Here is a 12,394-nt window from a genome sequence, read left to right as displayed (position 1 = left end):
TTACCAGCCGTTAGCCATGGCGCCGCCATCTTCGCCCTTGGGGTTGGGTTGAAGATGGGGATGACAATGCGAAGCTTTTTCCTGGCGGGCGGCCTCGCCCTGCTGCTCGCAGGCTGCAACACGACCGACCAGCGTATCGCCGGCGCTGCGGCCGGCGCGGGAGCCGGCGCACTTGTCGGCGGGCCGATCGGGGCGATTGCCGGTGGCGCGATCGGCGCGGTCGCTGCGCCGTCCGTGACCGGCTCGATCAACAAGATGAAGGAATGAGTGGGGTCCAGCGGCGCGGATTTGCACGGCCGCGTCCGTGCGTCCGCGCCGGTTGGCGTTTTCGACGCGGCGCGCCATAAACTCGGCAGAGATTGTTACCGAGGAGCGCGCCCGTGCCTGTCATCGAGAGCAAGGTCGATCTGAATTCGGCCGAGACGCGCGCCAATGCCGAAGCCTGGGCCGGCCTGCGCGACGAACTCCAGCAGCATCGCGCTACTGCCGCGCTCGGCGGCAATGCCAAGTCCCGCGAGCGCCACACGGCGCGGGGCAAGCTTCTGCCGCGCGAACGCGTGCTGCGGCTGACCGATCCGGGCTCGGCCTTCCTCGAAATCGGCTCACTTGCTGCCTTCGGCATGTATGAGGGCGATGTCCACGCCGCCGGCATGATCGCCGGCATCGGCCGCGTCGCCGGCCGCGAATGCATGATCGTCTGCAACGATGCGACGATCAAAGGCGGCACTTACTATCCGATGACGGTGAAGAAGCATCTGCGGGCGCAGGAGATCGCGCGCGAGAACCGCTTGCCCTGCATCTATCTCGTCGATTCCGGCGGGGCGAACCTGCCGCACCAGACCGAGGTCTTTCCCGATCGCGAGCATTTCGGCCGAATCTTCTACAACCAGGCGACGCTCTCGGCCGAGGGTATCCCGCAGGTCGCGGTGGTGATGGGCTCCTGCACCGCCGGCGGTGCCTATGTGCCGGCCATGTCGGACGAGACGGTGATCGTCAGGAAGCAGGGCACGATCTTCCTCGGTGGCCCGCCGCTGGTGAAGGCGGCGACGGGCGAAGTCGTCTCGGCCGAGGACCTGGGCGGTGCCGACGTGCATGCGCGGTTGTCCGGCGTCGCCGACCATTATGCCGGCGACGATACCCATGCGCTCGCGATCGCCCGGCGGATCGCCGGCAATCTCAACAGCGTGAAGCGTCCGGATATCGATATCGCCGAGCCGGTCGAGCCGCTCTACGACCCGGCCGAGCTCGAAGCCGTGGTCCCGACCGACCTCAAGAAGCAGTACGACATCCGCGAGGTGATCGCGCGTCTCGTCGACGGCTCGGAGTTCGACGAGTTCAAGAAGCTCTACGGCACGACGCTGGTGACGGGCTTCGCGCGCATTCACGGCATCCCGGTCGGGATCATCGCTAATAACGGCATCCTGTTCTCGGAAAGCGCGGTCAAGGGCGCGCATTTCATCGAACTGTGCTGCCAGCGGCGGATTCCGCTGCTCTTCCTGCAGAACATCACCGGCTTCATGGTCGGCCGCGATGTCGAGACGCGCGGCATCGCCAAGGACGGCGCCAAGCTCGTCACGGCCGTCGCCTCGGCGCGCGTGCCGAAGATCACCGTGCTGGTCGGCGGCTCGTTCGGTGCCGGCAATTACGGCATGTGCGGGCGGGCCTATAGCCCACGGTTCCTGTTCACCTGGCCGAATTCGCGGATCTCGGTGATGGGGGGCGAGCAGGCGGCGAGCGTGCTCGCGACCGTGCGCCGCGACAATATCGAGGCCGAGGGCAAGAGTTGGCCGGCAGCGGACGAGGAAGCCTTCAAGGCGCCGATCCGCAACCGCTACGAGGAAGAGGGCTCGCCCTACTTTGCGACGGCGCGGCTCTGGGACGACGGCATCATCCTGCCCTCCGAGACGCGGCGCGTGCTGGCGCTGGCCTTCTCGGCGACGCTGAACGCCGAGGTGCCCGAGACGAAGTTCGGCGTGTTCCGGATGTGATCCTGCGTTCCGGGGAGCAGCTATCGTTGAGCTGCTCTCCTACGCCAGCGAGAACGCCTCGTGCACGGCGCTCTGTACGCCGCCGCCCATGACGGGGCCGCCGCCGGCGACATGGACCGCGTCGCCGACCAGTGCGGCGCCGAGTCCATGGCGGGGCGTCAGCATCGGCGCATATTGCTCCCAGCCGTCGGTCGCCGGATCATAGGCCTCCATCTGGCCGAAGACGCGGTTCGTGCCTTCGCCGCCCATGACGAAGACCTTGCCGCGATAGAGCACGGCGCCATGGCCGGAGCGGCCCGTCGGGATCGGCGTGCGCATCGTCCATTTGTCGGCGGCAGGATCGTAGGAGTGGTGCAGGTTCGAGTTGGTGTGGAAGGAATCGACGCGCCCGCCGATGACATGGATCAGGTTGCCGATGGCGAGCGTGCCGGTGTGGTCGCGGGCGGTTGGCATCGGCCTGCGCTCGCTCCAGCGGTCGGCCTTGGGATCGTAGACGAGATGCCAGTCGATCGAACGCTTGGTCTCGGTGGTCTCGCCGATCGCGCCGCCGATGACATGCAGGACGCCGCCGAGGCCGACGACGGCGGTCGAGCCGGCGGCACGGGGCAGGGCGGCGATATCGGCCCAGCGATCGGCCTTCGGATCATAGGTGAAGCAGCGCGGATGCGGCTTGCGGTTCTGTTCGAGGAAACCGCCGATGGCGAAAAGCTTGCCGTCGAGAAAGGCGACGCCGACATGGTTGGCGCCCTGGGGCAGGGGCGCTCCGTCGTTCCACCTGTCGGCCTTGCCGTCATAGACATGGTGATAGGGGCGATCCGTGCGCTGCTCGCCATAGCCGCCGACGACATGCATCCTGTCCTCGAAGGCCGTTGCCCAGGCCATTTCCGAGCGCGGCAGCGGCAGGGGCGCCCTGGCGCTCCAGCGGCCGGGCGAGGCTGCTTTCGGGGCGGGCGAATCGAAGACGTTCTGCGTTGCGGCGAGTGGTGGCTTCTCGATCCGGCCCGGCTGGCTGAGCCGCTCGTATTGCGGGCCATGATGCTCGTGGCCCTGCTGTTGGGCGAGCGCTGGCCCAGCCAGCGCGGCGGCGCCGGCTGCGAGCAGATGGCGGCGGTTCAGGCTGGTCATCGCGTCGTCCTCCCGACTACAACGATACGGCACGGATGGCGGGCGGCAAGCGCATGGAGCGCGAGCCATCCCATGGTTCCCCTGGGCGATTTCGCCCGTTATGGTCGAGCACCATCTCAAACGATTTAGGTCCAGGGAAATACGGGGAAACGCATGGCGGGACATAACAAGGTCGCGATCATCACCGGCGCCGGCTCGGGCGTGGGGCGCTCGGTCGCCATCGCCTTCCTGAAGGACGGCTATCGCACCGTGCTGGCCGGTCGCCGCTCGGATGCGCTGGAGGAGACGATCCAGCTCTCCGGCGTCGACGAGAGCCGGGCCCTGGCGGTGCCGACCGATGTCACCGACAAGGCCTCGGTCGAGAACCTCTTCGCCAGGACGAAGGAAGCTTTCGGCCGGGTCGACGTGCTCTTCAACAATGCCGGCGTGAATGCGCCGGGCGGCGTGCTGCTGGAGGATCTCTCGCTGGAGGATTGGCAGAAGGTGGTCGACACCAACCTGACCGGGCCGTTCCTCTGCACCCAGGCCGCCTTCAAGGCGATGAAGGCGCAAGAGCCGCAGGGCGGGCGCATCATCAATAACGGCTCGATCTCGGCCCATGCGCCGCGGCCGAACTCGGTTGCCTATACCGCGACGAAGCATGCGATCTCGGGCCTGACCAAGACGGCGGCGCTCGACGGGCGCAAATACGACATCGCCGTCGGCCAGGTCGATATCGGCAACGCGCTGACCGAGATGGCACGCAAGATGACCACTGGCGTGCCGCAGGCGGACGGCTCGATCAAGGTCGAGGCGGTGATGGATGTCGAGCATGTCGCGACGACCGTGCTGCATATGGCCGGCCTGCCGCCCGAGGCGAACGTGCTGTTCGTCACCGTCATGGCGACCAAGGCGCCGCTCGTCGGGCGCGGGTGAGGGCGACGACAGTCGCTATCGTCATGGTCGGGTTTGTCCCGACCATCCACGTCTTGCCGCCGCTACCAAGGGCATGAGACAGACGAAGCTCTCATCGGAGCGCGACCTTGTCAGCCGCCAGCCTGCCGCAAGCTCCTGAAGACATGGATGGTCGGGACAAGCCCGACCATGACGGTCAAGGCGTCAATCGCAAGACTGCCCGCGCCTATACGCTCACCATCTGGGGCATCGCGCTCGGCATCCTGATCCAGGCGGTGGCGACCGTCGTCTGGGCGCTTGCCATCGGCAATGCCCAGCTCTTCAAGGACGGCGTCGACTGGGTCTATGACGTCGCGCTCTACGGCATCGCGGCGATCGTCTTCGGCCGCGATACGCGGATCGAGCGGCTTGCAGCCGTCGCGATCGGCGCCGTCATGGCGGTCGCCGGGCTGCACACGCTCTACGATCTCTGGGACAAGATCGTCCGGCCGCGGCCGATCGAGGTCTGGACGTTGGGCTTCGCGGCGGCCAGCGCCATCGTCATCGCCTTTCTCGTCGTCGCTGTGCTCTGGCGCTTCCGGCGCGAGCAGAATCCGGTGATCAAGGCGACCTGGCTGTCGAGCCGCAACGACACCATCTCGACGACCGGCTTCGCGCTGGTCGGGCTCGCCGCCCGCGTCGCCCCGGTGCGCTGGCCGGAATATCTGTTCGACCTCGTCGTCGCCGGCATCTGCTTCCAGGCGACATGGGCGATCTGGCGCTCGCTGCGGCGGAGTGCGAATTCGGAAGCATCCCAATCCGGTTTGCGCAACAAGGCGCAGACAGACGCCACGGGCGGGCTATAAAGGCGGCACGTCTCCTGAGGATGCCGCCGCCATGACGATCGCCGCCAAGCTGCCCTCCATCCTGATCGCCAATCGCGGCGAGATCGCCTGCCGGGTGATCCGCACCGCCAAGCGGCTGGGCCTGCGCACCATCGCCGTCTATTCGGATGCCGATGCCGAGGCCCTGTTCGTGCAGATGGCGGACGAGGCCTATCATATCGGCCCGGCCCCGGCCCGCGAGAGCTATCTCGACGCCGACAAGATCCTCGCCGTCGCCAGGCAGGCGGGCGCGGCCTGCATCCATCCGGGCTATGGCTTCCTCTCGGAGAATGCCGAATTCGCCGATGCCTGCGCGGCGGCGGGCATCGTCTTCGTCGGCCCGCCTGCCTCGGCCATCCGCGCGATGGGCCTCAAGGACGCCGCCAAGGCGCTGGTCGAGAAGGCCAGCGTGCCGGTGGTGCCGGGCTATCACGGTGCCGAGCAGGATGTCGCATTCCTGGCGAAGGAGGCCGAGCGGATCGGCTATCCCGTGTTGATCAAGGCCGTCGCCGGCGGCGGCGGCAAGGGCATGAAGAAGGTCGATCGCGCGGAGGATTTCGCGGATGCGCTGACCAGCGCCCAGCGCGAGGGCAAGAACGCCTTCGGCGATGCGCGCGTGCTGGTCGAGAAATACGTGCTTTCGCCGCGCCATGTCGAAATCCAGGTTTTTGGCGACAGCCACGGCCATGTCGTCCATCTCTACGAGCGCGACTGCTCCTTGCAGCGGCGGCACCAGAAGGTGATCGAAGAGGCGCCAGCGCCGGGCATGAGCGCCGAGGTCCGCGCCGCCATGGGCAAGGCCGCGACCGAGGCCGCCAGGGCGGTGGGTTATGTCGGGGCCGGTACGGTCGAGTTCATCGCCGACGGGCGCGACGGGCTGAAGGCCGACGGTTTCTGGTTCATGGAGATGAACACGCGTCTCCAGGTCGAGCATCCCGTGACGGAGGCGATCACCGGGCTCGATCTCGTCGAGTTGCAGTTGAAGGTCGCGGCGGGTGAGCCGCTCGGCTTCACGCAGGCCGATGTCTCGGCCAAGGGCCATGCCGTCGAGGCGCGGCTTTATGCCGAGGACCCCGAGAAGGGCTTCCTGCCTTCGACGGGCAAGCTCTGGGCGCTGCAATTCCCTGAGGGCGAGGGCATCCGCATCGATACCGGTGTCGAGGCCGGCGATACGGTGACGCCGTTCTACGACCCGATGATCGCCAAGGTGATCGCCCACGGTCCTACGAGGGATGTGGCGCTCGACCGGTTGGGCGCGGCTCTGGGCGAGACGGTGGTCGCCGGCCCGCGCACCAATCTTGCCTTCCTGAAGAAGCTGACCGAGGCGGAGGGCTTCCGGAGAGGGCCGTTCGATACCGGTTTCATCGACCGCAACATCAGCGCGCTCGGCGCCGAGCCCCAGCCGCTCGATGCGGCGGCCGTCGCGGCGGCGGCCTTGCAGCTCGAGGAGGAGCGGCAGGCGGCGGGCATGATCGCGGCTGCGGGCCGGGCGGAGGGCGAGGCGCGTTCGCCCTGGCTCGACCCCGACGCCTTTTCGCTGATGCCGCGCCAGCCGTTGGGGCTGCCGCTGACGGTCGATGGCGAGCGTATCGATGCCCGGATCGAGTGGCATGGCGACGACGCCCGCGTCAGCCTGCCGGGCCATGAGATCGGCGAGGGCGAGCATGAGATCGCGCTGGCCGAGGGCGAGGGCGGCATCTGGTTCGCACTGCATCGCGGCCGGCAGACGGCCGTGTCGCTGTTCGATCCGTTCAGCGTCGATCTCGATGCGGCGGCAGGCTCGGGCGGCGTCATCAAGGCGCCGATGCATGGCAAGCTTGTGGCGCTCTTCGTGGCGCCGGGCGAGGCCGTGACCAAGGGCCAGCGCCTCGCCATCGTCGAGGCGATGAAGATGGAGCATGTCCTCACCGCCCCGCGCGACGGCACGGTCAGCGAGGTCGTGGGCGAGCCCGGCGCGCAGGTGGCCGAGGGCGCGAAGGTGGTCGTGCTGGGGGAGTGAGGTGGGCGGCTCTCAGGGCCTGAACCGGAAGCGTACGCCGCGTCCATCGATCAGGTAATAGTTACCGGCATCCTTGACGATCTTGTCGCAGCGCGACGCGCCTGCGTCGAAATCGACGCAGATGCGTCCATTCTGGATCTTGTACTTGCCGAAATTGCCGCCGTTGAAGCTGTACCGCCCGTCCTTGCCGTAATGAGCCGATGCGGAACCGATGCTGACGGACTTGCCGACGACAACCCTCTGAAGCTCGGCTCCCGGAACAGGCTTTTCTTCAGCTTTCGCCAGGCCAGCGGCACTCAGCAGAGCCGCGGCAGTCAAGATCACCGCGCGCATTGAAGTTCCCCAGCCCGTTACGCTTCGTTGTGGCGGCATCATATGGGGACGGTATCGGGCGTCAACAGCTCGGAGCGCGGCGTTGATTCGTCGAATCAGGGGAATCGCTTACGGGTGCTTGCTGAGATTTCGGTTCACTCGAGAACGGCGGCTACGGCGCGTCCAATGCGGCAAGCGCCCGTTCGGCGACAGCGAGATTGACCGTTGCCAGCGGGTCGTCGTCTTCCAGGAACCAGCTCGCCGACAATCCGCACCAGGCGACGATCCAGCGCAGCAGGCGCTTTCGCTCCAGCCCCGATTTCGCCAGCACGATCTCCAGCCGCCGCTCGAAGGCGCCGGGCGCGACGGCGACCGGCGGCTGGGGATCGGCAAGGTCGGGGTCGCAGAACAGGATCGTGTATTCAAAGGCGCGGTCGCCGATCACCGATTTCGGATCGATGGCGAGCCAGCCGCGCGCCCCGAAATCGAGGACATTGTCGTGATGCAGGTCGGCATGGAGCGGCATGATCTCCTGCTGGACCGGCAGCAGCGCGCTCGCCTCTGCTGCGGCGTGGATGAGCAGGTCGCCATGCTTTCCCGCCGCCGGAAACAGGTCCTTGAACCAGGTGTCGAGCGGGATCAGCCCGTTGGGAGCCGGGCCGCGCGGCTTCTGTAGACCTGCGATGGCGTCGCAGAGGACGGCGGTGGCGTCGTCGTCGCCCTTGTCGCCGCTGCGCGCCATGGCGGCGAGTGAGCGGTGGCCGGTAGCGCGCTCGATCAGCATCGCCTCGCCGTTTTCGCTGCGGGCGAGCAGGCGGGCGGCGCCGTCGCCGTTCCAGTATTCCAGCGGCAGGTAGCCACGACGCTCGTCCTCGACCTCGGGCAGCTTGAGCACGGCCGGCGCGCCGCCTTGCAGGACGGGCAGCAGGTGGCTGGCATGGGTCCTGATCGGCTCGCCGTCCACGACGAGACCCCAGCGGGTAAGCCAGGGCTGGAAGACGTCTCCGGAAATCCCGCTCATCCGCGCCCGACAACGGGGAACTGCTCGGCCTCGTAGATCTGGCCGGAGACCGGCGCGCTGTCCTCCGAGAGCCAGAAGGCGGTGTGGGCGGCGATCTCCTCCGGCTGCATGATCCGGCCGGTCGGGGCGTCGCGCAGCGGCAGATGGTTCTGCCAGCCGGGCTTGCGGCCCTCGCGCTGCTGCGTCGCGTCCTCGTTGGCGGTCCAGGTCCAGCCGACATTGAGCTGGTTGGCACGGATGCGTTCGGGGCCGAGCGTGTTGGCGAGATTGCGCGTCATCGTCATCAGCGCGCCCTTCGACATCGAATACACCGTGAGGTTCGAGAGGCCGCAATAGGCGTTGATCGAGCCGACGGTGACGATGGCGCCGGGCGATTTTTGGGCGCGGAAGGCGCGGATCGCGGCCTCGGCGCAAAGCAGGGGCGCGCGGGTATTGATCGCGAACATATGGTCGAAGAAGGTGGCGGTGGTCTCGGCCAGGATGCCGCGCGGATAGATGCCGGCATTGTTGACGAGCCCGTCGATGCGGCCAAAGGCGGCGACGGTGGCATCGACGATTGCCTGCGCAGTCGCGGGCTCGGCGAGATCGCCGGTCGCGCCGGCCGTCGCGGTGCCGAGCTTCGCGACGGCCGCATCGACTTCCGCCGCGTCGCGGCCATGGATCAGCACCTTCGCGCCCTCGGCGACGAGGCGCTCGGCCATCGCGAAGCCAATGCCGGTCGAGGAACCGGTGACGAGAATGACCTTGCCTGCAAGTCCGCGCATGATGGAACGTCCGTAGCCTGTCGAGGAAATGAGCATGACGGTGAAGCGTGTCGTGGCGAACATGCTAACCGCCGCGCCGGGGCAGGCCAAACCTTTCTGCGGCGACATTTTCGATATGCACCCCATCATCGGCGTGTCGGAGACGCGCGGTTGACGCCGGGCTGTGGAGAATAGGCGGGGAGGCTGGCCGGCTGGCGTTCCGAGGCCTATTTTGCGGCCATGCCCCTTCATCTGCTCAAGCTCTGCGTCGGCGCCGAATCGATCAGCGATCTCGAGGACTGGATCGCTGAGCGTCAGGCGCAGCGCCGCGCCCGCGGCGAGCCGGCCGAGCAATTGCACACCACGCGCATGGTGCCGAAGAAGATCGAGGAAATCCTCGATGGCGGCTCGCTCTACTGGGTGATCAAGGGCCAGATCTCGGCGCGCCAGCGCCTCACCGATATCAGGCCCTTCACCGATGGCGAGGGCATCGGCCGTTGCCATCTGGTGATGGAACCGGTGGTGGTGCCGGTCGAGCCGCGGCCGTTCCGCCCTTTCCAGGGCTGGCGCTATCTGCAGGTCAAGGACGCGCCGCGCGACCTCTCCGAGCATGGTGGCGATGTCGGCGAGATGCCGGAGGAGTTGCGGCGCGAGCTGGCGGGGCTGGGGCTGCTGTAGCGCTGCCGCTTTCGCCTACGACATTTTAATGCCAGCGGGCATCGCTTCCAATCGATAGCCTATGGGCGTGACCTCACATCCTCTGGCGCAACCGGTCATTCCGGCTGGATCGCATCAGAGTGACCTATCATGTTGAGGATCTTTGCTTTCATCCGCTCGTTGGCCAAGCGGCTCGATGCCCGCCTGACATATGGCGTGGACATGCACGGCCGCCGCCTGGCCGGATTGAGCCGCCCTCAGCTTGCGCGGCGCGTAGCCGCTGGGCGCCGTCAGACCTCGAAGAAACGCGCTTTGACGCTGGCGATGCGGTGAGCGAGCGGCTCCGGCTCACACCGGAATATTGTCAAGCAGCCGCGTGCTGCCGATGCGGGCCGCAAGGATCAGCCGGATCGGGCCGTCCGCCAGCGAGGCGACCGGCGCCAGCGTCTCGGCGTGGCGCGCTTCGAGATAGTCGAGCTCGAAGCCGGCGCCGATGATCTCGTTCTGCGCGTCAGCGACCGCCTTGAACAGGTCGTCGCGGTTGCGGATGCGCGCGGCGAGCGCCTGCATCACGCGCTGGAGCAGCGGTGCGAGCGCCCGGTGCTCGTCCGAGAGGTAGCGGTTGCGTGAGGACATAGCGAGGCCGTCCGCCTCGCGGATCGTCGCCAGCGGGATGATCCTGATGCCGAGATCGAGATCGGCCGCCATGCGGGTCACGACCTTGAGCTGCTGATAGTCCTTCTCGCCGAAGATCGCGTAATCGGCGCGCGATTGCGTGAAGAGCTTGCAGCAGACCGTCGCGACGCCCTCGAAATGCGTGGGGCGGAAACGGTCCTCCAACCCGACGGCGGCCGGGCCGAGCAGCAGCACGCGCGTCGCGAAGCCGGCCGGGTACATCTCCTCGACCGAGGGGAAGAACACGGCGTCGGCGCCGGCCGCGACGAGCTTGGCGCAATCGTCGTCAAAGGTGCGCGGATATTTCTTGAAATCCTCATGCGGCGCGAACTGCGTCGGGTTGACGAAGATCGTGACGATCACCCGCTTCGCATGGCGCTGGCCCTCTGTGACCAGCGCGATATGGCCCTCGTGCAGCGCGCCCATGGTCGGCACCAGCGCGACCTTCTCGCCGGCGGCATGCCAGCCGGCGACGGCTTCGCGCATCGCGGCGACCGTCTCGAAAACCGTGATTCCAGTCACTTGCGCGCCCTCCGTTCGCCGCACGGGTAGCAAATGCCGCCGCCATGGCCAATATCTTGGACAAAGGGATGATTCAGGCGGGTCGAAGGGGTCGATGAGCGAGAAGAAGGATCGGGCCGTCGGCAAGGCGGGAACAACCGCACCGGCAACGCATTCGCAGCCGGGCGAGATCGACCGTTTTCTCGGGGCGGCGAAGCAGCTCGCACCATTGGCGACGGGGCAGGCCGGGCGGCTCGTCTTCGCGCTCGACGCCACGATGAGCCGGCAGCCAACCTGGGACCTCGCCTGTTCGCTGCAGGCCCGGATGTTCGACGTCACATCGCAAAGCGGCGGACTGGCGGTGCAGCTCGTCTATTTCCGGGGGATCGGTGAGTGCAGGGCCTCGGGCTGGGTCGGCGAGCCGGCCCGCCTGACCGGGCTGATGCGCGGAATCGCTTGCGAGGGCGGCCAGACCCAGATCGCCCGCGTGCTGCGCCATGTCCGCGACGAGGCCAAGGCCGTGCCGGTGCGCGCCTTCGTCTATGTCGGCGATGCGATGGAAGAGGATGTCGATGCGCTGGCGGCACTCGCCGGCGAGCTTGGCCTGCGCGGCATCCGCGGCTTCGTCTTCCAGGAGGGGCATGACCCGGCGGCGAGCGGCGCCTTCGCCACGATCGCGCGTTTGACCGGCGGTGCCCATGCCCGGTTCGATGTGAATGCGCCGGCTTCCCTGCTCGATCTCCTGCGCGGCGCGGCGGCCTATGCGGCCGGCGGGCGCGGGGCGATGCTCAGACTGGCGGGATCGACCCCGGCGGTGAAGGGACTGATCGCCGCGATGGATGGAGGGCAGCGGTGAGCCTGCTTTACGGCGTTGCCGTGCTGATCCTGATCTGGTGGCTGGCGAAGCTCTTCGCCGGGGCCAATCCCAAGGTTCTGGCGCGACTGGCGAAGACCGGTGGCGGCGTGGCCGCGCTCGGCGTCGCCGGGCTGTTGATGGTGCGCGGCCGGATGGATATGGCCATCTTCCTAGGCGGCATCGGCGCCTGGCTGCTCGGCTGGAGCGCGACCGGGCCGGGCGGCATCCGCTTCCCCTGGGCCGATCGCTCCGGTCCGACGCCGGGCGCGACCTCCAAGGTCAAGTCGGTCCTGCTGGAGATGGAGCTGGATCATGACAGCGGGGGCATGGCCGGCAGCGTCACGGCCGGCCCCTATGCCGGGCGGGCGCTCGACAGCCTCGATATGCCCGAGCTTGCCGCGCTGATGCGCGACTGCCTCACGCGCGATCCGGACGGAGCCCGGCTTCTAGAGGCATATCTCGACCGCAGGACGCCCGGCTGGCGTGAAGACGCTCAGCGTGATGGCGACGCGGGGCAGCGCGGCGCGCCGGGCGCGGGCGCGATGACGCAGCAGGAGGCCTACGATATCCTGGGGCTTCAGCCGGGGGCGGGCGAGGAGGCGGTCCGCGAAGCCCATCGGGCCCTGATGAAGCGCATCCACCCGGATGCCGGGGGCACCAGCGGCCTTGCCGCTCGCGTCAACCAGGCCAAGGACGTCCTTCTGAAGCAGCGCTAGCGAAGGGGTCGGGGAGTGGGTCTGCGACATGTCGTGAACTCCTT

The 12,394-nt window shown here is 67.7% G+C and carries 13 protein-coding genes; 8 read left to right on the top strand and 5 right to left on the bottom strand.

Annotated elements, in window-relative coordinates; all coding sequences use genetic code 11:
- Positions 1-66 precede the first annotated feature (66 nt).
- Positions 67-267 carry a hypothetical protein gene (locus NUV79_RS21790; RefSeq protein ID WP_257735167.1) on the top strand — a complete coding sequence of 67 codons (201 nt, stop codon included), beginning with the start codon at positions 67-69 and terminating at the stop codon, positions 265-267.
- 113 nt (positions 268-380) lie between these two features.
- A complete protein-coding gene (locus tag NUV79_RS21785; protein ID WP_257735166.1) occupies positions 381-1,988 on the top strand; it encodes a carboxyl transferase domain-containing protein in 1,608 nt (535 codons plus the stop codon).
- Positions 1,989-2,027: 39 nt separating this feature from the next.
- On the opposite strand, the gene NUV79_RS21780 is transcribed toward NUV79_RS21785, so the two are convergent.
- Entirely contained in the window at positions 2,028-3,113 is a 1,086-nt protein-coding gene (locus NUV79_RS21780) for a Kelch repeat-containing protein (RefSeq protein ID WP_257735165.1), read from the bottom strand.
- 153 nt (positions 3,114-3,266) lie between these two features.
- Between NUV79_RS21780 and NUV79_RS21775 the strand changes: the two genes are divergently transcribed.
- The 3 genes from NUV79_RS21775 (at position 3,267) to NUV79_RS21765 (ending at position 6,869) form a co-directional block, all read left to right on the top strand.
- A complete protein-coding gene (locus tag NUV79_RS21775) occupies positions 3,267-4,028 on the top strand; it encodes an SDR family oxidoreductase (protein WP_257735164.1) in 762 nt (253 codons plus the stop codon).
- A gap of 107 nt (positions 4,029-4,135) precedes the next feature.
- Entirely contained in the window at positions 4,136-4,852 is a 717-nt protein-coding gene (locus tag NUV79_RS21770) for a cation efflux transmembrane domain-containing protein (protein WP_257735163.1), read from the top strand.
- Positions 4,853-4,883: 31 nt separating this feature from the next.
- Entirely contained in the window at positions 4,884-6,869 is a 1,986-nt protein-coding gene (locus NUV79_RS21765) for an acetyl/propionyl/methylcrotonyl-CoA carboxylase subunit alpha (protein ID WP_257735162.1), read from the top strand.
- 12 nt (positions 6,870-6,881) lie between these two features.
- On the opposite strand, the gene NUV79_RS21760 is transcribed toward NUV79_RS21765, so the two are convergent.
- From NUV79_RS21760 to NUV79_RS21750, 3 genes are all read right to left on the bottom strand, one after another.
- Positions 6,882-7,202: a hypothetical protein gene (locus tag NUV79_RS21760; protein ID WP_257735161.1), complete on the bottom strand. Its 321-nt coding sequence runs from the start codon at positions 7,200-7,202 to the stop codon at positions 6,882-6,884.
- Between the two features lie 151 nt (positions 7,203-7,353).
- Positions 7,354-8,202, bottom strand: a complete 849-nt coding sequence (locus NUV79_RS21755) for an aminoglycoside phosphotransferase family protein (RefSeq protein WP_257735160.1) — start codon at positions 8,200-8,202, stop codon at positions 7,354-7,356.
- Positions 8,199-8,966 (bottom strand): SDR family oxidoreductase, encoded by a 768-nt coding sequence (locus NUV79_RS21750; RefSeq protein WP_257735159.1) that lies wholly within the window; start codon positions 8,964-8,966, stop codon positions 8,199-8,201. The genes NUV79_RS21755 and NUV79_RS21750 overlap by 4 nt, the downstream gene beginning before the upstream one ends.
- Positions 8,967-9,185: 219 nt before the next feature.
- Between NUV79_RS21750 and NUV79_RS21745 the strand changes: the two genes are divergently transcribed.
- Positions 9,186-9,623, top strand: coding sequence for a DUF1489 family protein (locus NUV79_RS21745; protein WP_257735158.1), 438 nt, complete (start codon positions 9,186-9,188; stop codon positions 9,621-9,623).
- A gap of 327 nt (positions 9,624-9,950) precedes the next feature.
- On the opposite strand, the gene panC is transcribed toward NUV79_RS21745, so the two are convergent.
- Positions 9,951-10,799, bottom strand: a complete 849-nt coding sequence (gene panC / locus NUV79_RS21740; RefSeq protein ID WP_257735157.1) for a pantoate--beta-alanine ligase — start codon at positions 10,797-10,799, stop codon at positions 9,951-9,953.
- A gap of 94 nt (positions 10,800-10,893) precedes the next feature.
- Here panC and NUV79_RS21735 point away from each other — a divergent pair, with 94 nt between their 5' ends.
- Both NUV79_RS21735 and NUV79_RS21730 read left to right on the top strand, forming a co-directional pair.
- On the top strand, positions 10,894-11,634 hold the full coding sequence (locus NUV79_RS21735; protein ID WP_257735156.1) for a VWA domain-containing protein: 741 nt from the start codon (positions 10,894-10,896) through the stop codon (positions 11,632-11,634).
- Positions 11,631-12,350: a DnaJ domain-containing protein gene (locus NUV79_RS21730; protein WP_257735155.1), complete on the top strand. Its 720-nt coding sequence runs from the start codon at positions 11,631-11,633 to the stop codon at positions 12,348-12,350. The genes NUV79_RS21735 and NUV79_RS21730 overlap by 4 nt, the downstream gene beginning before the upstream one ends.
- Positions 12,351-12,394: the final 44 nt, after the last annotated feature.

It is taken from the genome of Allobosea sp. 47.2.35 (assembly GCF_024655635.1).
Classification (GTDB): Bacteria; Pseudomonadota; Alphaproteobacteria; order Rhizobiales; family Beijerinckiaceae; genus Allobosea.
This window is presented reverse-complemented; position numbering and strand designations above follow the sequence as displayed.

Excerpts from the sequence above, each read along its gene's own strand:
- NUV79_RS21735 (WP_257735156.1), top strand. The coding sequence starts at position 10,894 with ATGAGCGAGAAGAAGGATCGGGCCGTCGGCAAGGCGGGAACAACCGCA.
- NUV79_RS21765 (WP_257735162.1), top strand. The coding sequence starts at position 4,884 with ATGACGATCGCCGCCAAGCTGCCCTCCATCCTGATCGCCAATCGCGGC.
- NUV79_RS21755 (WP_257735160.1), bottom strand. The coding sequence starts at position 8,202 with ATGAGCGGGATTTCCGGAGACGTCTTCCAGCCCTGGCTTACCCGCTGG.
- NUV79_RS21790 (WP_257735167.1), top strand. The coding sequence starts at position 67 with ATGCGAAGCTTTTTCCTGGCGGGCGGCCTCGCCCTGCTGCTCGCAGGC.
- NUV79_RS21780 (WP_257735165.1), bottom strand. The coding sequence starts at position 3,113 with ATGACCAGCCTGAACCGCCGCCATCTGCTCGCAGCCGGCGCCGCCGCG.
- NUV79_RS21745 (WP_257735158.1), top strand. The coding sequence starts at position 9,186 with ATGCCCCTTCATCTGCTCAAGCTCTGCGTCGGCGCCGAATCGATCAGC.
- NUV79_RS21760 (WP_257735161.1), bottom strand. The coding sequence starts at position 7,202 with ATGCGCGCGGTGATCTTGACTGCCGCGGCTCTGCTGAGTGCCGCTGGC.
- NUV79_RS21750 (WP_257735159.1), bottom strand. The coding sequence starts at position 8,966 with ATGCGCGGACTTGCAGGCAAGGTCATTCTCGTCACCGGTTCCTCGACC.
- NUV79_RS21775 (WP_257735164.1), top strand. The coding sequence starts at position 3,267 with ATGGCGGGACATAACAAGGTCGCGATCATCACCGGCGCCGGCTCGGGC.